18 protein-coding genes are annotated in these 18,529 nt (G+C 74.4%); 10 read left to right on the top strand and 8 right to left on the bottom strand.

All coding sequences use genetic code 11. The features are described from left to right. Positions 1 to 136: 136 nt before the first annotated feature. Positions 137 to 1,765: an FAD-binding oxidoreductase gene (locus A3IG_RS0112455; RefSeq protein WP_026220199.1), complete on the top strand. Its 1,629-nt coding sequence runs from the start codon at positions 137 to 139 to the stop codon at positions 1,763 to 1,765. A gap of 85 nt (positions 1,766 to 1,850) precedes the next feature. Here A3IG_RS0112455 and A3IG_RS0112450 read toward each other — a convergent pair whose 3' ends face one another. The 6 genes from A3IG_RS0112450 to A3IG_RS0112425 all read right to left on the bottom strand — a co-directional run bounded on the left by A3IG_RS0112450 (position 1,851) and on the right by A3IG_RS0112425 (position 8,812). After that, entirely contained in the window at positions 1,851 to 2,342 is a 492-nt protein-coding gene (locus tag A3IG_RS0112450; protein WP_018383894.1) for a DUF4430 domain-containing protein, read from the bottom strand. A gap of 59 nt (positions 2,343 to 2,401) precedes the next feature. Then, positions 2,402 to 3,904 (bottom strand): prenyltransferase/squalene oxidase repeat-containing protein, encoded by a 1,503-nt coding sequence (locus tag A3IG_RS31885; protein WP_051087474.1) that lies wholly within the window; start codon positions 3,902 to 3,904, stop codon positions 2,402 to 2,404. Between the two features lie 93 nt (positions 3,905 to 3,997). Then, positions 3,998 to 4,885: an ECF transporter S component gene (locus A3IG_RS29540; RefSeq protein WP_018383893.1), complete on the bottom strand. Its 888-nt coding sequence runs from the start codon at positions 4,883 to 4,885 to the stop codon at positions 3,998 to 4,000. Then, entirely contained in the window at positions 4,882 to 6,657 is a 1,776-nt protein-coding gene (locus tag A3IG_RS0112435) for an ABC transporter ATP-binding protein (protein WP_018383892.1), read from the bottom strand. Before A3IG_RS0112435 ends, A3IG_RS29540 begins: the two co-directional genes overlap by 4 nt. Further along, positions 6,654 to 7,751, bottom strand: coding sequence for a CbiQ family ECF transporter T component (locus A3IG_RS0112430; protein ID WP_018383891.1), 1,098 nt, complete (start codon positions 7,749 to 7,751; stop codon positions 6,654 to 6,656). Before A3IG_RS0112430 ends, A3IG_RS0112435 begins: the two co-directional genes overlap by 4 nt. After that, positions 7,748 to 8,812 carry a hypothetical protein gene (locus A3IG_RS0112425; protein ID WP_018383890.1) on the bottom strand — a complete coding sequence of 355 codons (1,065 nt, stop codon included), beginning with the start codon at positions 8,810 to 8,812 and terminating at the stop codon, positions 7,748 to 7,750. The genes A3IG_RS0112430 and A3IG_RS0112425 overlap by 4 nt, the downstream gene beginning before the upstream one ends. A gap of 524 nt (positions 8,813 to 9,336) precedes the next feature. On the opposite strand from A3IG_RS0112425, the gene A3IG_RS29535 reads away from it, so the two are divergent. The 8 genes from A3IG_RS29535 (at position 9,337) to A3IG_RS0112385 (ending at position 15,356) form a co-directional block, all read left to right on the top strand. Next, positions 9,337 to 10,152 carry a hypothetical protein gene (locus A3IG_RS29535; RefSeq protein WP_018383889.1) on the top strand — a complete coding sequence of 272 codons (816 nt, stop codon included), beginning with the start codon at positions 9,337 to 9,339 and terminating at the stop codon, positions 10,150 to 10,152. Then, positions 10,152 to 11,159: an SRPBCC family protein gene (locus A3IG_RS29530; protein ID WP_078500375.1), complete on the top strand. Its 1,008-nt coding sequence runs from the start codon at positions 10,152 to 10,154 to the stop codon at positions 11,157 to 11,159. Before A3IG_RS29535 ends, A3IG_RS29530 begins: the two co-directional genes overlap by 1 nt. Then, entirely contained in the window at positions 11,149 to 11,874 is a 726-nt protein-coding gene (locus A3IG_RS35720) for a hypothetical protein (protein WP_018383888.1), read from the top strand. Before A3IG_RS29530 ends, A3IG_RS35720 begins: the two co-directional genes overlap by 11 nt. Positions 11,875 to 12,084: 210 nt before the next feature. Continuing rightward, positions 12,085 to 12,237, top strand: a complete 153-nt coding sequence (locus tag A3IG_RS34215; protein WP_018383887.1) for a hypothetical protein — start codon at positions 12,085 to 12,087, stop codon at positions 12,235 to 12,237. A gap of 201 nt (positions 12,238 to 12,438) precedes the next feature. After that, the gene (locus A3IG_RS0112400) at positions 12,439 to 13,149 is read left to right on the top strand and encodes a hypothetical protein (RefSeq protein WP_018383886.1); all 711 of its coding nucleotides are present in this window, start codon (positions 12,439 to 12,441) and stop codon (positions 13,147 to 13,149) included. A gap of 92 nt (positions 13,150 to 13,241) precedes the next feature. Then, on the top strand, positions 13,242 to 13,775 hold the full coding sequence (locus tag A3IG_RS0112395) for a SigE family RNA polymerase sigma factor (RefSeq protein ID WP_018383885.1): 534 nt from the start codon (positions 13,242 to 13,244) through the stop codon (positions 13,773 to 13,775). Beyond that, positions 13,772 to 14,563: a hypothetical protein gene (locus tag A3IG_RS33310; RefSeq protein WP_018383884.1), complete on the top strand. Its 792-nt coding sequence runs from the start codon at positions 13,772 to 13,774 to the stop codon at positions 14,561 to 14,563. The genes A3IG_RS0112395 and A3IG_RS33310 overlap by 4 nt, the downstream gene beginning before the upstream one ends. Before the next feature lie 76 nt (positions 14,564 to 14,639). Beyond that, entirely contained in the window at positions 14,640 to 15,356 is a 717-nt protein-coding gene (locus tag A3IG_RS0112385; RefSeq protein ID WP_201787503.1) for an HhH-GDP family DNA glycosylase, read from the top strand. 81 nt (positions 15,357 to 15,437) lie between these two features. Here the strand turns inward: A3IG_RS0112385 and A3IG_RS0112380 are convergent, their stop codons facing one another. Beyond that, the gene (locus A3IG_RS0112380; RefSeq protein WP_018383882.1) at positions 15,438 to 16,361 is read right to left on the bottom strand and encodes a methyltransferase domain-containing protein; all 924 of its coding nucleotides are present in this window, start codon (positions 16,359 to 16,361) and stop codon (positions 15,438 to 15,440) included. Between the two features lie 129 nt (positions 16,362 to 16,490). Then, a complete protein-coding gene (locus A3IG_RS0112375) occupies positions 16,491 to 17,549 on the bottom strand; it encodes a hypothetical protein (RefSeq protein WP_018383881.1) in 1,059 nt (352 codons plus the stop codon). A 385-nt stretch (positions 17,550 to 17,934) separates the two neighbouring features. Here A3IG_RS0112375 and A3IG_RS0112370 point away from each other — a divergent pair, with 385 nt between their 5' ends. After that, a complete protein-coding gene (locus A3IG_RS0112370; protein ID WP_157862292.1) occupies positions 17,935 to 18,522 on the top strand; it encodes a hypothetical protein in 588 nt (195 codons plus the stop codon). Positions 18,523 to 18,529 lie beyond the last annotated feature (7 nt).

The following is an 18,529-nucleotide window of genomic DNA, read 5'->3' as shown; positions in this document are numbered from 1 at the left end:
CGGGCGGAGTGCCATGGGGCCAGCGCCACCATGGGCCCGGTACCCAACACCATGTCGCTCCCCGGTAGCCGTCCGTAGCGTCGCCCTCGCCCCCGCCGTTCCGGTGTGGGCGTGGGACGAGGGAAGGACGTGATCGGTGGCTGACCACACACGACGACATGTGCTGCGCGGCACCGCGGCGGTGACCGCCGCCGGGCTCGCGGTGGGGGGTGCGCGGTCCACGGCGGACGCGGCGACGGCGGCCGGGGGTCCCGCGGAGGGGGCGGGCGCCGCCGGGCCGGGGCCCGTCGTGGTGCGGCCGGGGGACCCGCGGTACCCGTCGCTCGTTGACCGGCACTACAACCTGAGGTTCCAGGGCAGCCCGGAGGCGGTCCACGTCGTCACCTCGACCCGGGACGTGGTGCGGGCGGTGCAGGACGCCGTGCGGTCGGGCCGGCGGCTGGCGGTGCGCAGCGGGGGGCACTGCTTCGAGGACTTCGTGGAGGACCCGCGGGTGCGGGTCATGATCGACATGTCGGCGATGGACGAGGTGTCCTACGACGCGGAGCGCCGGGCGTTCGTGGTGGGGGCCGGTTCGACTCTGGGGGAGGCGTACCGGCGGCTGTTCCTGGGGTGGGGGGTGACCGTTCCCGCCGGGTGGTGCCCCGACGTGGGGGTCGGTGGGCACGTCCCCGGTGGTGGGTACGGACCGCTGTGCCGGATGTACGGGCTGTCGGTGGACCACCTCTACGCGGTGGAGGTCGTGGTGGTGGACGGTTCGGGGGTCGCGCGGCCGGTGGTGGCGACCCGTGAGCCGGACGATCCGAACCGGGAGCTGTGGTGGGCCCACACCGGGGGTGGCGGCGGCAACTTCGGAGTCGCCACCCGCTTCTGGTTCCGGTCGCCGGGGGCCCGGGGTACGGACCCGGCGGGGCTGCTCCCGGCGCCGCCGGAGGAGGTGCTGAACTTCGCCGTGCACTGGCCCTGGGAGCAGCTCGACCTCCCCACGTTCACCCGGCTGCTGGACAACCACGGCGCGTGGGTGGAGCGGAACAGCGCGGCTGGTGTCCCGGAGGCCGGCTTCTACAGCGAGTTCGTCCTGTCCCACCGGTCCATGGGCAGCGTGATGATGATCGGCCAGGTGGCCGGGGGCGGCGGGGCGGCCCGGCGGGTGCTCGACTCGCACCTGTCCGCTCTCGACGAGGGCCTCGGGCTGAGCAGCACGCGTCGGGTCACCCGCATGTCGTGGCTGTCGTCCGCGCTGCTCGGCCCGCCCGAGGAGGCCGGCCTGCGGTACTGCCTGAAGGTGAAGTCGAGTTACCGCCGCCGGGCCCTGACACACCGGGACATCGGCACCATCCACCGTTACCTGACCCGGGACGCCGGCCTCACCAGCGGGATGGTGAGCCTGAACACCTACGGGAGTCGGGTGAACGCCGTGGCGCCCGGGGCCACCGTGGTGGCGCAGCGCGACGCGGTCCTGAAGGTGATGTACCTGACGGCCTGGCAGCAGACGGACGACGACGAGCGGCACCTCGCCTGGCTGCGCGGCCTGTACCGGGACACGCACCCGGACTCGGGGGGTGTTCCGGTGCCGGACGGCGTGCTGGACGGCGCCTTCGTCAACTACCCGGACCGGGACCTGGCCGACCCGCGGTGGAACACCTCCGGTGTGCCCTGGTACGAGCTCTACTACAAGGGCAGCGCCCCGCGGTTGCGCGCGGCCAAGCGCCGCTGGGACCCGTTGAACGTGTTCCGCCACGCGTTGTCGATCCCGCCGGCGTGAGGTGGGCCCGGGGGGCGTGAGGCCCCCCGGGGTGCCCGTCCCACGTGGGGCGGGACGGGCACCTGCCGGTGGGGGCCGGGGGCTCCTACAGCTCGGTCCAGGTGAAGGCGACCTTGTCGCCGCTGTTCAGGCGGAACTGGCAGCCGCCGACGGGGATGGGGGTGCCGTTGACGGAGATGTTCCAGTAGGCGTCGGCGCCGCCGGGGACGGACGCGATGCTGGTGACGAAGTAGTCGTCGAAGGACGCGTACCAGGTGCCGTCCCAGGTGAAGCCCTGGGTGTGTGCGGCGTCGTCGAGGGCCGCGGTGGGGGTGGCGCCCGGGGTGGTGTTGGCTCCGCCGTTGGTGCCGTCGCAGTGGTGGGTGCCGCCGGACGCCGTGGTGACGTCGTGGCCGGTGGTGGAGAGGGAGCCGCTGAACAGGGTGCTGGCGGGGCCCTGCACGGTGAGGTTGACGGTGACGGGGGCGTTGACGACGGGCCGCTTGGGGGCGGCGGTCGCCGTCGAGGCCGTGGTCAGGGTGAGACCGAGGACGGCGGTTGCGACGGCGGTGCGGCGCAGGACGCTGGCGAGGGACATGGGTGACCTTTCGGGTGGGTGCCGGTGGGCACGGGAGGGGGAACGCTGGGCGGGGACGGTCACGCGCGGCGCTGGCGGCGCAGGCGGGTCAGGGTGACGGCGGTGACGCCGGCGAACAGCAGGGCGGCGGCGCCTCCGGCGAGCGGGAGGGTGCTGGAGCCGGTGGCGGCGAGCTTGCCGCCGTCGGTGGTGCCGCCGGAGGTCGAGGTGTAGTCGTCTCCGGTGGTGCCTGTGGTGCTCGTGGTGCCGCCGGTCGAGGCGGAGGGCGACGGGTCAGGGGTGGGGTCGGTGCCGCCGGTGCTCCCGTCGGTGGTGCCGCCGTCGGCGCCCTGGGTGTCGGTGCCGTCGGTGGTGCCGTTGGACTCGGTCCCGTTGGAGTCGGTGCCGTTGGAGTCGGTGCCGTTGGAGGTGCCCTGGGGATCTCCGTTGCCCGAGCTGGTGCCCTGGGGGTCGCCGCCGCCCGGGTTGCCGCCCGGGTCGCCGTTGGCGTTGCCGTCGGAGTTGCCGCCGGGGTCCCCGCCCGGGGTGCCCGGGGTGCAGTCGACGGGTTCCAGGTCCTTGGCCGCGCCCTTGCCGTCGATCTCGCCCAGGGACTTGCCGGCGAGGGCCGGGACCGCCTGGGCAGTGGCGCGCAGCGCGACGCCGTCGGCCTTGGGTTCCGAGTAGCCGACGGCGCCGCGGTCGGCTGCGGCGCCCGAGCAGTCCACCTGCACGCCCTTGAGCCAGGTGAGGCCCTTGGCGGCGGCCTCGGTGCGGCCCCCGGCGGCCAGCGCCTGGACGTCGAGGGCGGTGGAGTTGGAGTTGCCCGGCGGGGTGCCGAAACCGTTGTCGCGGAAGCTGCCGTCCGGGAGCTGCTGCTGCTCCAGCCAGTCGAGGCCGGGCTTGGCGTCGGCGGTGCGGCCGGCGGCGAGCAGTGCCTGGACGGCGAGGCCGGTGCTGTCGGTGTGCGACTTGCACTTGGTCGGGTCGGTCTTGAAGTACAGCGGGTAGCCGCCGTCGGCGCAGCGGGTGCCGGCGAGGAAGTCCACGGCCTTGGCGGGCAGGTCCCCGGTGCGCTGGAGGGCGAGCACGGCCAGGGACTGGGTGAACTGGTTGGAGCCGTCGCCGGGGAGGTCGTCGGTGAACCGCCCGTTGTCCTGGAGGCGGCCGAGGAGGGTGCCGACCAGGTCCTGACCGCCGAAGTTCCGCGGGTCGCGGTGCTCGACGGCGGCGACCATGGCGAGCTTGGCGGCGCCTCCGGCGAAGACGGCCCCGGGGGTGCCGCGGGTGATGTACGCCTCGGCGTTGGCGGCCAGCCAGTCGGTGGCCTTGTCCGCGGTGGCGCCGCCGGTGCCGGTGGAGGCCAGGGCCAGGACGACGTCGGCGGTCAGGCCGTGGTCACCGGAGGCGTGGGTGCCGTCGGTGAGCTTGGAGGCGATCCAGGTGGCGCCGGCGTTCGCCGGGGACTTCAGCGGCGGGGGCGCCTGTTCGGCGTGCGTGGGGGCCGGCAGCAGCAGGGCGGTGACCAGTGCGGCGGAGGGGATGACGGCGGCGGCGGTTCTCCGCCGGGTGAGCAGGGGCACGGTGCGGCTCCTCGGTCGTGTCTTCGTGGGTGGGGGTGGTCCGTTGGCTGTTGGTCGAGGTACGTGGGCCGCGGTGCGGGCCCGCGGCGTGGGTCAGGGCCGGCCCCGGGGTGGCGTGGTGAGTGCGCGGGGCACCTCGCGCGGCGCCCCGGGTGGGGCGGGGGTGATGGTGACGGGGGCACCGAACGCGGCTCGGCGGGCGGCGCGGCGCAGCACCGCGAGCACGGCCGGGCCGAGGGTGACGAGGGCGACGGCGTTGGTGACGGCGCGTCCGGTGTCCCAGCCCCAGGTGGAGGTGACGAGGGTGAAGACGGCGAAGCGGTGCAGGTTGTCCAGGACGGGGGCGCCGGCGACGAAGGAGAGCTGGGTGTCCGTTCCCGTGGTGAACGGCCAGAACCACATGTTCATCAGGAACCCGAAGCCGTAGGCGACGAGGATCCCGTAGGCGGTGAGCATGGCGATCTCGGCCCGCCCGGTGGGGCGTTTCGGCAGCAGTCCCGCGCCGAGTCCGACCCAGCCCGAGGCGATCATCTGGAACGGCAGCCAGGGCCCGACGCCGGCGGTCAGCAGCGCCGAGGCGAACAGGGAGGTGCAGCCGAGGACGAAGCCGAAGCCGGGGCCGAACACCCGGCCCGCCAGGACGAGCAGGAAGAAGACGGTCTCGATGCCGGCGGTGCCGGCGCCCAGGGGCCGCAGGCCCGCGTTGATCGCGGAGAGCACACCGAGCATGGCCAGGGCCTTGGCGTCGATCCCGCCGGAGGAGATCTCGGCGAGGACCACGGCGAGCAGCACCGGCATGGTCAGGACGAAGACCAGCGGGGCGTCGGCGGTGTGCGCGGTGGCCTCGGGGGTGGGCGCGACGAACAGCGGCCAGAAGAACATGGCGAGTCCGGCGACGCTGGCCAGGGTCAGCACGACGGCGGGCCGCGCCCCGATCGGCAGCACCGGCAGCCGGCGACGGGCGGTGGCGGGGGACGTCACGCCGCCTCCAGGGCCTGCTGGACCTGTTCGACGGTGAGCCACCGTTGGGGGCCGAGCACCTTGGTGACCTGGGGTGCGAACGCCGGCGACGAGACCACGACGTCGGGTGTCGGGCCGTCGGCCACCACGTCTCCCTCGGCCATCACCACGACCCGGTCCGCCGCCCGCGCGGTGAACTCCACGTCGTGGGTGGCGACCACCACCGCCCGGCCCTCCCCGGCGAGCCGGCGGGCCAGCCGGGCGAAGGTCTCCTTGGCGTGGTAGTCCAGGCCCCTGGTCGGCTCGTCGAGCAGGACCACGCCGGGTGCCGCGGTGAGCTGCACGGCCAGGACCAGCGCCAGTTGCTGGCCCTCGGAGAGGTCGCGGGGGTGCCGGGCACCGGGGAGCCCCGGGGCGACGGAGTCCAGCAGCGCCCGGCAGGTTCCCGCCGGCGCCCGCGACTCGTGGTCGGCCTGGGCGCACTCGGCGTCCACGGTGTGCAGGTAGAGCAGGTCGGCGGCGGTCTGCGGGACGAGGCCGACGAGGGAACGGGCCCGCCGGGGCGGCACCCGGCCCGGGTCGGTTCCGGCGACGTCCACCGTGCCGGAGCGTCGCGGCCCGGAACCCTGGAGCGCCCACAGCAGCGAGGACTTGCCGGAGCCGTTGCGGCCCATGAGGGCGGTGACCTCGCCCCGGCGCAGGTCGAGGTCCACCCCGCGGACGGCCGTGGTGTCGGGGTAGGCGACGACCAGGCGGCGGGCGGACAGGGCGGGACCGCCACCCTGTCCGTGATCCTGGCCGTGACTGTGACCGTGGCCGTGACCGTGACCGGCGGTGGCGGAGGAGGTGGCGGTGGCGGAGGAGGCGGGGACGGGGGGCGCTGCCTGGGCGGGGCGGCGGGCGGTGGCGGCCCCGGGAGCCGGTGTGGTACCCGCCACGGCCGGCACCGGCTCGGGTGTCCGCTGCGCCGGCGGCTGGTGTGCGCGCAGAAGGTCCCGCAGGTCCCCCGCCCGGCGCCGCGCGTCGCGCACCGACAGCGGCAGCGGGTCCCAGCCGGCGAGGCGCCCCAGCCGGACCACGGGAGGGGCGATGTCCGAGGTGCGCATCAGGTCGGCGGGGGCGCCGTCGAGGACCCGCCCGTCGCCGGCCAGGTGGACCAGCCGGTCGGCGTACTGCACCACGCGCTCCACCCGGTGTTCGGCGATCAGCACGGTCGTGCCGAGGTCGTGGACGAGCCGGGTGATCGCGGCGAGCACCTCCTCGGCCGCGGTCGGGTCGAGCGCCGAGGTGGGTTCGTCCAGGACCAGCACGCGGGGCTGCGCGGTGAGCACGGAGCCGATGGCGACCCGCTGTTGCTGGCCGCCCGACAGGGTGCGCAGCGGACGTCGGCGCAGCTCGGCGATGCCCAGCAGGTCGAGGGTCTCCTCGACGCGTCTGCGCATCACCGGCGGGGCCACCCCCAACTGCTCCATGCCGTAGGCGAGTTCCTCCTCGACGGTGTCGGTGACGAACGACGCCAGGGGGTCCTGCCCGACGACGCCGACCACCGGGGCGAACTCCTGGGGCGGCGCGGTGGCGGTGCTCAGTCCGGCCACGATGACGCTGCCTTGGAGGTGGCCGCCGGTGAAGTGCGGCACCAGCCCGTTGACCGCGTTGAGCAGGGTGGACTTGCCGACGCCGGTGCGCCCGGTGACCAGGCACAGCTCGCCCTCGCCGACGTGCAGGTCAACGGAGCGCAGGGTGGGCAGGTCGGCGGTGGAGTAGGTGAACGTCACCTGGTCGAAGCGGATCACGGGCGCACCGCCTGTCGTGGTGGGCCGGGCGCCAGCCAGGCGGGGACCACCCCGACCAGGGCGGCGACCGCGGGCAGCAGGGCCACCTCGGGCCAGGCCAGCGGGGCCAGGGAGGGGTACAGGGACGTGGCGTCGGTGCGTGACGCCAGGTACATCAGCCCGGCGGAGGCCAGCCCGGCAACGGTCACGAGCCACTCGGCGCCGCGCCACGGGTCCGGCCGGTAGGTGGTGCGGGTGACCCGCCGTCCGCCGAGGACGAACCCGCAGCCGGCCAGGGCGAGTCCGGCCAGCAGCAGCGGGGTGCCGAGGTAGCCGGGGGTGCTGGCGCCCATCACCCCGTACAGGCCGCCGCACACCCCGAGCAGCCCGGTGATCACCAGCGCGCCGGTGAGCGCCCGGGTGCGGGGGGCGGTGCGGCCGGTGTGGCCGTAGCCGTGGGAGGCCATCGCTGCGGCCAGGGCGAGGGAACGGTTCATCGCGTCCTCCAGGACGGGGATGACGATGCCGCGGAGCGCGTCCGTGCCGCGCAGGCCCCTGCGCACGGTGCCGCCGCGCAGCAGCCGGGCGCGGCGCACCCGTTGGACGCTCTCCACGAGCTGCGGGGCGACGGAGAGCGCCACCACGACCGAGGTGCCGATCTCGTGGAGCGCGCCGGGCAGGGCCTTCAGCATCCGCTTGGGGTTGGCCAGGGCGTTGGCCGCGCCGACGCAGGCGACCATGGTGGCGAGCCTGAGTCCGTCGTAGAGGCCGCCGAGGAGTTGTTCGGCGGCGACCGGACCGAGCAGCCGGACGCCGGCCACCCAGTGCGGCAGGGGGATCTCCGGGAGGGTGAACAGCACGGTGTCGCCCTGCCCGCCGCCGAAGACGATCCGGAAGACCACCCGCATCGCCACGATCACCGCGCCGAGCACCAGGTACATCCGGAAGGCCAGCGCCCACGGCGCGTGGTCGCGCCGCTGGGTCACCACGAACCCCGCGACGGCGAGGATCATCACCAGCAGCACCGGGTTGGCGGTGCGGCTGGCCGCCGCGGCCAGGCCCAGGGCCCACAGCCACCAGGCGCCGGGGTGCACGGACCGGGGAAGGGCCCTCACCGCGGCTCGCCCACGCGGGACGCGGTGCGGCGACGCCAGGCGGTGACACCGGCGGCGCCGGCGAGGACGGCGGCGGCTCCGGCCCCGACGACGGTCCCGGTGGGCACCCCGCTGTCGCGGGCGGCCTGCACCGTCGTGGTGTCCTCGCCGCCGGTCCAGTCGGCGGACCCGGTGGGGGTGACCGACGCTCCGGGGCCCGCGGGGGCGGAGGCGGCGGACCCCGAGGGGGTGGGCCGGGACGCGGAGGGGCGTGGGGCGCCGCTCTTCCGGTCGGTGCCCCGTCCCCCGTTCGGCTGCCGCTCGCCGGCGCCGTGGCGGTCCCGGGGCCGGTCGCCGCGGTCCGGGGTGGTCCCCGACGTCCCGGAGGGCCCCGTGGACGTTCCGCCGGGGCCAGCCGTGGTCCCGCCGGCGGCCGTCCCGCCGGGGTCGGTGGCCGGAGGCGCGTCACCGCCACTGCCACCGCCGCTGCCGCCGCCGCTGGTGGTGCTGGTTCCCGTACCGCCGGTGCTCCCACCGGTGTCCCCGCCCGAGCTGCCCCCCGGCTGGGGGGTGGGCCGCCGGGGGGCGACCCGGGGGGCCGGCGCCTCGCCGGCGTCGTGGTTGAGGGAGAACGACCAGCCTTCGAACCCGCCGTCCTGCGGGGTGCGGTTGGTCGCCCCGAACTGGCTGTAGGTCCACGACCCACCGTTCGCGGCGTGCCAGTACGACCAGTAGGCGTCGGCCGGCGGGGTGTCGATGCAGGGCTCGCTGTCCGGTCCCGGCTTGTTCTCCAGCCGGCAGACGAAGGACTCGCCCCACCGGTTGGTGCCGGTGACCTGGATGCCGGCCGCCTTCAGCGCGGCGAGGCCGGTGTCCTGGTGGCCCACGGCGCAGCGGACGATGGTGGTGCCGCCGAGTTCGCGGAAGTCCACGACCACGGTCACGCCGTTGCTGTCGGGGCAGAAACCGGGCAGGCCCCGACTGGTGTCCACGGCTTCCGCCGGGGAGGGGCCGAGGGCCAGGCTGGAGGCCGCGACCAGCAGCCCGAACGCGGTGGTCAACGCAAGGGTCGGAGCGGCCATCGGAGGTGCCCTTCGTTCCGGGGTCGGCACCTGGACCCCGTGCGCCCCCCAAATGACGAGCCCCTGACGTTGCGTTTTCCAACGCGAGCGACAGGGGCCGAAGAACCGGACGGGCTCAAGGCTCCACGCTGCAGACCATGACAGTGAGAAGCAGTGCACGTAGCGCGGTGGGCGGTCCGACTCGCAGCGCGGGTTCGCGCTGCTCACGGTTGCAGGTCAGTGCCGGAATCTCACCGGCTTTCCCCAGTCGCGTACGCATTCAGTTGTGGGCCCCGCGCGGGCGGAGCACGGGGAAGCGTATCCCGACGCGTCGGCCCCCGCCAGGAGGCGGGTTGTGACGTCGGCCACCGGACGCGGTGCTGCCGCCGTGCGGAAACGTTGGGTCTGTCCCTCGTGGGCGCGTTCACCGAGTCCGGGGCGTGTCGCTACCCGACTGGTCTATCAGCGGTGGCGCCGCGGTCCGCCCGGTCTTCGAATGAAGGGGCGACGAGCCGGACGGAGCGGAACGGACAGGGATATGCGACATGAGTGAAAGCGACAACACCCGGGCCGCCGTGGCGGCCGGGATGGCCGCGGGCTACCTGCTGGGGCGGACCAAGAAGGCGAAGCTGGCCATCGCCCTCGCCTCGTTCGCCCTGGGCCGGCGGGCACAGATGAACCCCAGGACCATGGTCACCGAGGGGCTGCGCAAACTCGGGTCGTCCCCGCAGTTCGGCCAGGTCAAGGACCGGGTCCGCGGAGAGCTCGCGGCCAACGGACGGTCCGCGGTCAACGCCACCGTCAAGTGTGGTTGCGACGCCATCGCCGACACGCTGGCCGGATTCACCCGGTCGCTCGCCGGCGGGGGGAAGCCCGGGCGCGACGAGGGCGAGGGCGCCGGTGGGGACGAGGGCGAGGCCGAGGCCGAGGGCCAGCGCGAGCAGAAGCAGGAGCAGAAGCAGGAGCCAGCCGAGGCCGAGGGCGAGGAACAGGGCGAAGGGGAGGAACAGGCCGGGGAAGGGGAGGAGGCCAAGGGGCAGGGCGAGGGCGAGGGGGAGGAACAGGAACAAGAACAGGGCGGGGACGAGCAGCGGGGCGAGGCCAAGGAACAGGAACAAGGCGGGGAGGAACAGCAGGGCGAGGCCAAGGAGCAGGGCGAACCCTCGGGCACGGGGCGGGGCACCCAGCAGCGCAGGCGTCCCTCGAAGGCGGAGCCGAAGGGGCGGGGCGAGACCCCCCCGACCAAGCCGGCCGGTGGCCGCAAGCCCGGGGAGCCGCTGCCGTCCCGCCGGCCCAGGCCGCTGCGCCCGGTGCGCTCGTCCACGCCCCAGGTTTCGGCACGCCGTGGAGGTGACCGCTGATGGCCGGCGAGGAGAAGCAGGGCGACGGGCAGACCCCCTCGCCGTTGGACCGGATCGGCGACGAACTGATGCGGCTGGTCAGCACGGGTGCGGACCGTCTGGTGGACGCCGCGAGCTCCCGGCTGACCGACGCGACGCAACGGATCACCCAGTCCGCCGGCGGTGGTGGGGTGGTGCCCGACCTCGCGGCCGGGGTGTTGAGCGGGAAGAAGCCCACCGCGGCGGCCGGCGGCGCGCTGCGCGGAGTGAAGGACCGGGTCATGGGTGGTGGAGGCAAGGGCGGCGGCCAGGACGGCAACGGGGGGAACGGCGGGGGCAGCAAGGAGTCCGAGGCCGGCAACACCAAGGTCACGAACATCGTCGAAACCATCGACATCGGCGTGCCGCTGCGCACCGTCTATGACCACTGGACCCAGTACGAGAAGTTCGGTGTGTTCACCAAGGGGGTCGCCAACGTCGATCAGTCGGACGAGGTCACGTCCCAGTGGAAGGTCAAGATCTCGTTCTTCGAACGGACCTTCGAGGCCACCGTCGAGGAGCAGGTGCCGGACGACCGGATCGTGTGGAACTCCGAGGGCAGCCAGGGGACAACCCGGGGCGCCGTCTCGTTCCACGAGCTGACGCCCACGCTGACCCGGGTGGTCGCGGTCGTGGAGTACTACCCGTCCGGCTTCATCGAGAAGCTCGGCAACATCTGGCGGGCGCAGGGGCGCCGGCTGCGGCTGGACCTGAAGCACTTCCAGCGGTACGTCACCCTCGCCGCGGAGGACGTCCAGGGCTGGCGTGGCGAGGTCAGGGACGGCGAGGTGGTGCGCAGCCACGAGGACGCCGTCCGGGAGGAGGAACAGGGCGAGAACGGGGAGGGCGAAGGCAACGGGGAGACCAACGGGGAGGACCAGGGCGAGGGCAACGGCGAGCGCGGCGCGGAAGGCAACGGGAACGGGAACGGGAACGGCGGCAACGGCGGCGGGGGCAACGGTCAGAACGGGCGGAAGAATGGGAAGTGAGGAGACGGCCCGGGAGAACGACGGCTCGGAGGACTCCGACGTCTTCCTTGACGTGCCGGTGGTCAAGGTCGATGAGATCGACCTCGAGGTCAGGGACCTGCGGGCCCGGGTCTCGCTCCGCGCGGAGGTGCTGGACCTGGTGAAGCTGCACGTCGGCGCGGACGTGGGCCTGGGGGAGACCAAGCTGACCATCAAGGGGGTGGAGGCCCAGGCACTGCTCAAGGTCCGGCTCGACAACGTGGCGGCGATCGTCGAGCGGGTGCTCCAGACCCTCGACAACAACCCGCAGATCCTGGACCGTCTGGCAGCCACCGCCGAGTCGGCGGTCGGCCATGTCGCCGGGGGCGCCGAGAAGGCCACCTCCCAGCTCGGCCAGGGCGCCGGGAAGGCCGTCGGCGAGGTCGGCCAGGGCGCGGGGAAGGCGGTGGGCGAAGTCGGCGAAGGCGCCGGGGACGCCGCATCCCAGGTCGGCGAGGGAGCTGGGAAGGCGGTCGGTCAGGTCGGCGAGGGCGCCGGGGAAGCCACCTCCCAGGTGGGCCAGGGCGCCGGGAAGGCCGCAGGCGAAGTCGGCGAAGGCGCCGGGGACGCCGCATCCCAGGTCGGCGAGGGCGCGGGGAAGGCCGCGGGCGAGGCCGGCGACACGGCGAAGGAGGCCGGCGACACGGCGAAGGGGGCGGGCGAGGCCACGACCGGGGACGAGGGCCGTCCGCCATGAAGGTCACCGGAGTCCGCGTACCTGCCTGAACAGCCGGAACCCCGGTCCGGCCGGCCGTGGCGGGGCCGGCCGGACCAGTGGCGACCCTGGCGGGGAGGACCGTGGCGACCCGACATCGACTTCCGCGCCTGGGTCGAGGCCGACCACCTGCGTTTCGAGCGCGCCCCGGCGCCCCGGGTGACCTTCGAAGGCGAGTGGCGCGGTCGTTCGATGTCGGAGAGCGACCGTGAGAACCTGCCGGAGCGGGTCGCCGAGCAGGTGGACTACGAGGCGATCCGGGTGGCGTACGTGCTCGCCACCGAACTGCGCCCCCAGGCGGCGGAGGGCGCGCTCCGGGGAACGGTCGAGGGCGACGAGGAGTGACCGTGCCGGAACCCCGTGGCGGCCGTCCGTCCGGGAGGGGAGCCGGCGCGGTACGGTGCGCCCGCTCGCCCGGGGCGCGGCGTGGAGGGATCGCGGAAGTCGGTGGGTCGGGCGTGCAACCCGGCGGCACGGGGCGGAGTAGGGAGGGGCAGGAGGGCGCCTCTCCTGTCTGTCCGCTCTGTGTGAGGAGTAACGATTCTGATGACCCGAATCAGGAAGTTCGCCATCGCCGCCGCGGTGGTCGCCACCGCGGTCGCGGTGCCCACGGCCTCGGCCCTGGCCTCCGGGGGGTCCTCCGCCGGGACCGCCGACCCGGCCGGGAACACGTCGGTGACCCGGCAGGTCACCGCCGAACAGGCCGCCGGACCCGCGCGGGGCGAGAAGGCCGCCGGGGCGGAAGCGCGGACGGCCAAGGCCGGTCCGCTCTCCCGGGTGGTCGGCTCCGGGACCGTTGACGGGGTGCCGTGGTCGGTGACGCTGGAGTTCCACCGCACCCTGCCGGACGGCTACACCCCGCCGTCCTTCCCGGGGATGGACGCCCCGGAGGGCGAGAGCCTGCTCTGCGAGCGCACCGTGATCGACGGAGTGCGGGTGGACCACCAGGGCGGCCCCTGGTCCGGCTGCACCGTCGTTGACGGCGCGAAGGACTTCAACGAGCAGATGGCGCTGCGCGGCCTCAGTGACAAGGGCACCACCGGCACCCGGGTCCTCACCGCCCAGCCCGGTGCCACGGTGGCCCGCGCCACGGTCACGTTCAGCGACGGCGAGACCCGCTCCGCCCGCGTGGTCGCCCTGCCGGGCACCAACTACCGCGGGTTCGCGGTCCCGATCGCCGAAGGCGAGACCATCGAGGCCGTGGACACCTACGACGCGCAGAACGACCTCGTCAGCCACGACACCAACTGGCGCTGACCAGTGGCGGTGCGGGGCCCGCTCCCCGCACCGCCCGCGTTCCCCTCCCCCGCAGGCCGTCACGGCCTCCCCCGACGCCAGGACATGTCTTTGTGCTCACCCGTAACCAGCGCGGCGGCGACGCCGACTTCACGGAGTTCACCGCGGCCCGCTGGCCGTACCTGGTCCGCATGGCCCACATGCTCACCGGCGACTTCCACGAGGCCGAGGACCTGGTGCAGACCACACTGATCAAGGTCTACGCCCAGTGGCCCCGGGTACGGCGGGACGAGGCCGACCTGTACGTCCGCCGCGCCCTGATCAACAACAACCGCAGCCGCCACCGCAGACGGCGGGTGGCCCACCTGCTGACCCCGTTCCTGCCGGACACCCCCGGCGGGTCCGGCAGGAACCAGCACGTCGAACAACGGGAGGTGCTGATGGAGGCACTCGCCGCACTGCCCCAGCGTCAACGGGCGGTGATCGTGCTCCGGTACTGGGAGGACCTGAGCGAACAGGACACGGCGCGCACCCTGGGGTGCTCGGTGGGCACGGTCAAGAGCCAGGCGTCCCGGGCACTGACCAAGCTCCGCGCCCACCCCGCGCTCACCGGTTTCGCCCTCGTCCCGCCCGGTGAGCCGACATGACCGCGCCGCCCGACCGTCCCGACCCGGTGGAACGGGAGCTGCGCACGGCCATGCAGGACGCCGCCACCCGGTGGGAGCCGTCCCCCGCGCCGGTGGACGCGATCCTGCGCGTCGGACGTGCCCGGCGTCGTGCCCGCCACCGCGCGTTGGCCGCGGTGGTCTGCACGGTGGTGCTGGGCTGCGGGGGCGCCGTCGTCCACCAGTGGTCCGGCTCCGGTGACGGGCGCGCAACTCCCCTGCCCCCCGCGGGGTCGCCGCACTCCCCCGCGTCGGTTCCGGCGAAGGTCACCGAGCGCGTCGGCGGGGGCACCGCGGGAGGGACGACCTGGTCGGTGACCCTGGAGCTGTACCGGGAGATCCCCGATGACTACCCGGGGGATGACCCCCGGTTCCCCCCGCCGTCCGGCACCTCACCGGAGCCGGGCACCAGCCTGCTCTGTCAGCGCACCGTGATCGGTGGGGTGCGGGTGGACCACCAGGGCGGCCCCTGGTCCGGCTGCGCCGTCGTCGAGGGCGCCCACGGCTTCAACGAGCAGGCCGGTCTCTTCGGCCACACCGACAAGGCAGTGCGCGGCTTCCGGGTCCTGGTCGTCCAACCCGGTGCCGAGGTCACCCGCGCGGTCCTGACGCTCGACGGCGGGGGCACTCGCACCGCCGGGGTGACGTCGCTGCCCGGAACCACCTACCGGGCCTACGCGATCCCCCTGCTCCCCGGCGAGACCGTGGCCGCCGTGGACGAGTACGACCGGGCCGACCGCAGGGTCAGCCACCAGACCCAGTGGAACTGACCGGGCGGGGGTGCCCGCCGGCGGTGCGCGGCTCACCCGGGTGGTTGACGCCCGACCGGGCGGGTACCCGGAGCGCGTGACTGACAAGCCAGAAGCCACCAAGGACCCCCAGGCCGTGGCGCGGGCACTGCTGGAGCGCTGCGGTGAGACGTACGCCGCCGAGGCCGGCATCCGGCTGCGGGACACACCCGCGTCGCTGTACCAGTTGTTGGTCCTCGCCCACCTGCTGAGCGCCCGCATCAAGGCGGACATCGCGGTGGACGCGGCACGGGCGCTGTTCGCGCACGGTCTGCGGGACCCCAAACGCATGGCGCAGGCCACCTGGCAGGAACGGGTGGACGCGCTCGGTGAGGGCGGGTACCGCCGCTACGACGAACGCACCGCCACCCAGCTCGGGAACGAGGCGGAGATGCTGCTGGAACGGTACGGCGGGGACCTGCGGCGGATGCGCGCCGAAGGCGACCCCAAGGAGCTCCTCCAGCAGTTCCCCGGCATCGGCCCGGTCGGGGTGGACATCTTCCTGCGGGAAGCCCAGGCCGTGTGGCCGGAGTACGCGCCGTACTTCGACCAGCGGGCCCGCAAGGGCGCGGAACGGCTCGGCCTGCCCACCTCCCCCGAGCGGCTCGGCCGACTCGCCGAGGACGGGGCGGAGCGCGGGGGCGGGAAGGCCGGGCGTGGACGCCCCGGCCGGACCCGGGACGGAGAGGCACCGGCAAGGCTGGCCGCCGGCCTGGTCAGGGCGTCGTTCGACAACAAGGCGGCGCAGGAGGTGCGGACGGCGGTCCGTGCCTGACCGGCGGCGTCCGACCACGAGCGGTGGCGGCTGACCCGGCCGCCGCCAGTTTCGGGCCGTTGACTGGGGTTGCTTCGTTCGTCAACAGTGCTGGCGCACGGGGGCCGGGGGCAGGTCGAGCACCCGCACCGGCCCGGACCAGCCCGTCGTCCCCGACCAGTCGCTGGCGCCCCGCTCGTCCAGCGCCTCCAACGCGCCGGTGCGCGACCGGGCGGCGACCCTGAGCAGCCGCAGCAGCATGTCCCCGGTGAGCCTGCCCTCCTCGAGGGGGTCCTCGGCGCCCACCCACCGGCAGGCCAGCCCCAGGATGAAGTAGCGGGTCGGTCCCCCGCCGGTCCGCCACAGCACCGCCTCTCCGGTCTCCTCCAGGGCCAGCACCCGTTCGCTGTGCTGCAACGTGAACTCCCCCAGGGGGAGCGCCGCCAGCGTCACCGACTCCACCCGGTACCCGGCCGAGCGCAACAGCCGCAGCGCCCGGCGCGGGCTGGAGTAGCTGGCGATGCTGAGTCCCAGGTCGGAGCCGAGCGACCGGGCGTGTCTGATGACCGTCGGCGCCCACTTCAGCCCGTCGTCACCGCCGGCGATGGAACGCCGCTGTCCGTTCACCTGCTCCGGCAGCGGAACGTACGGGAGGGTGCTGGTCACGATGATCGGCCGGCCCAGCGGGGTCGGCGCCGTGGCCAGCAGTTCGTTGGTGGACAGCTCGGAGAAGTCCCCCTGCGCCACGGTCACCCGGGGATCGGTCCGCGGCGACGCGTAGTGCTCCATCGCCCAGGCCACGCTCTCCGCGCCCGCGTCCACGCCGTGCACGCGCGCCGCACCGGCCCGGACCATCGCCGCGGCTGCGGCGCCGCTCCCGGAACCCAGGTCGAGGACGGAGCACCCGTCGGTCAACAGGTCGTTGGCCACCCAGACGCCGGTCTCGGTGTCGGCCGGGTCGAAGAAGACGTGCGGGGAGTCGGGGGGAACCAGGTCATCCGTCGTCAGATGCGCATAGCCACTCACCCGAGCAATGTTCGACATCTCTGGTCCTCACTCTTGGTGCCGCTCGCCTGCGGGCCCGGTGTCACCGCGGCCCGCTCCGGGTCCCTTCGCTCTCGCGGGGGGACGCCCGAACCGCGGGGTTGCCGCGGGTCAGCGCAGGGTCAGGCGACGGCCGTGGCCGTGGGTCGTGGCCGCCCGGTGGAGCTCGTCCAGGAGGCCGAGGTCCAGGGCGGTCATGCCGATCGGGTTGCTGATCACGTGCCCGACGGTCGGGCGGATGGCCGGGCGCTCACCGACGAGGACCTGCCCCAGGGTGCCGTCCAGCGGCCTGGGGGCGCCCGGTCCCCCGGCCCGGCGTCCCTGGGCCCCGCCCGCGGTGCGCCCGGCGGCGACCTCCCCGTTCCGCAGCAGCCGCCCCAGGACGTGCGGGTCGTCCGCGACCAGCTCGACGTCGTCCACGAACAGGCCCTGGGCGGTGGGGAACGCGTCGGGCAACAGGGCGTCCGGACAGACGTGGGCGACGAACGTGCCGGGGCGGAGCCAGGACGCCGGCAGGTAGCCGTGACCGGCCGTGGCGGTGGTCAGGACGACCGGGGCCGCCCGCACGGCTCGCTCCGGGGTGTCGTGGACCTCGGGGGTCATCCGGGGGTGGTGACGGGAGACCCAGTCGGCGAGGGTCCGGGCCCGCGCGTCCACCTGGTCGTGCAGGTGGACCCGGATCGCCCGGGGGAACTCCCTGGCCAGCAGCTCGAGATGGGCGCGGGCCACCGTGCCGCAGCCGACCAGGGAGACCGCGTCCCACTGCGCCGGCCCGAGGTGCCGCACGCTCACCGCGGTGTAGGCAGCGGTGCGGGCGACGCCGAGCCAGCCCGTCTCGGCGAGCAGGCGGGGGCGGGCGGTCCCGGCGTCGAGAAGCACGCCCATCCCGCCGGCCCGTTCCCGGCCGCGCGCCGGATCGTCGGAGGACGCGCTGGCCAACGTCACCCCGAGCACCGCCGGGTCGGTGTCCGCCTCCACCGCGCCGAGGGTGGCCCGGGCGTGGCACCGGCCGTCCGCGCCGTTGGTCCAGGACAGGGAGCCCCCAGGGGACCGGGTGACCCGACCCCGCGCGTGGTGGCGCAGCACCCGCTCCACGGTGGCGCACGGGTCCACCTGCGCCATGGCGGCGCGGACCCCGCTGCGGTCCAGGAACAGCACCTCGTCCGTCATCTGACCATCCGGCTCCGTCGTGCCGCGGGCACCCCCGTTCGCTCCCGGCAACCCGTACGGCGGAGGACGGGCCCCGCGGAGCCGCCGGCCGCGGGCACCGGCGGGGGCGTGGAGGTGCGTGCAGGTCATGGGGGGCGCTCCCGGCTGTGCGGCGGTGACTGCGGTGACGGCGGTGATCGACGGCCCGGAACTCGTCGTCGGGCGTGCTCCCGGGGCCGACCTGGTGCCCCGCCGTTCCCCGTCTGTTCTAACCCCGGTCACAAACCGCTGCAAATCGGCACATCTCCTGAGCCTCGGCGGGCCCCGGGAGGAACGCGTCCCGCTCCGGGAAGCCCGGTGGCTCACCGCCTCGGAGGGCGTCGTTCGGGCTGGCTAGCATGTCACGATGGACACGCATTCGGGGGAACCACAGGGGTCGGGCGAGCCCGTGGTGATCAACGTCTCGGCCAACACCAAACTCAAGGTCTTCGGCACCTCCGCAGTCTGCCTGGCGTTCGGCGTGACCGCGCTCATCGAGGCGTCCCGCAGGGGCTTCTCCGGCGGGGGCGGGCTGCTCCTCGGCGTGGTGGGCGCGGTGTTCACCCTGCTCTCGCTGTTCCCGCTGCGGAGCTGGAAGGCCGTCACCCGCACCTGCCGCCTGATCGTGGACAGCGCCGGCGTGCACTGGGACGACCCCGAGGGACAGCCGTGGTCGCTGCGCTGGGACGAGCTCAGCCGCGTAGCCGTGACACCGGCCAGGAACGGCGCGATGGTGCTGGTGCGCGTGGACCTCTTCCCTGCCGACCAGCGGGTCGTGGCGCGTCACCCGGAGTTGATGCACCTGTGGGAGCTGGAGGGGGTCGAACGTGGATACCGTTTCCCGCTGGGTCCTTTCCGCAGGGCCATTCCCCGACTGGACCGGGGCCTGCAGGACTTCGGGCCCGGGATCTACCGCGGCGTGCGCAAGACGCAGACCACCCGCGGACTCACCTGAACAGGGG

Origin of the sequence: Wenjunlia vitaminophila DSM 41686, from assembly GCF_000380165.1 — a bacterium.
Classification (GTDB): domain Bacteria; phylum Actinomycetota; class Actinomycetes; order Streptomycetales; family Streptomycetaceae; genus Wenjunlia; species Wenjunlia vitaminophila.
Note: the sequence above shows the minus strand (reverse complement) of the source record. Positions and strands in the feature narration are given on the sequence as shown.

Bases quoted from the DNA above. Each gene is read 5' to 3' on its own strand.
- A3IG_RS0112400 (WP_018383886.1), top strand. From the start codon at position 12,439: ATGACCCGAATCAGGAAGTTCGCCATCGCCGCCGCGGTGGTCGCCACC.
- A3IG_RS0112370 (WP_157862292.1), top strand. From the start codon at position 17,935: ATGGACACGCATTCGGGGGAACCACAGGGGTCGGGCGAGCCCGTGGTG.
- A3IG_RS0112375 (WP_018383881.1), bottom strand. From the start codon at position 17,549: ATGACGGACGAGGTGCTGTTCCTGGACCGCAGCGGGGTCCGCGCCGCC.
- A3IG_RS0112425 (WP_018383890.1), bottom strand. From the start codon at position 8,812: ATGGCCGCTCCGACCCTTGCGTTGACCACCGCGTTCGGGCTGCTGGTC.
- A3IG_RS34215 (WP_018383887.1), top strand. From the start codon at position 12,085: ATGTCGGAGAGCGACCGTGAGAACCTGCCGGAGCGGGTCGCCGAGCAG.
- A3IG_RS0112450 (WP_018383894.1), bottom strand. From the start codon at position 2,342: ATGTCCCTCGCCAGCGTCCTGCGCCGCACCGCCGTCGCAACCGCCGTC.
- A3IG_RS29535 (WP_018383889.1), top strand. From the start codon at position 9,337: ATGAGTGAAAGCGACAACACCCGGGCCGCCGTGGCGGCCGGGATGGCC.
- A3IG_RS29530 (WP_078500375.1), top strand. From the start codon at position 10,152: ATGGCCGGCGAGGAGAAGCAGGGCGACGGGCAGACCCCCTCGCCGTTG.
- A3IG_RS33310 (WP_018383884.1), top strand. From the start codon at position 13,772: ATGACCGCGCCGCCCGACCGTCCCGACCCGGTGGAACGGGAGCTGCGC.
- A3IG_RS35720 (WP_018383888.1), top strand. From the start codon at position 11,149: ATGGGAAGTGAGGAGACGGCCCGGGAGAACGACGGCTCGGAGGACTCC.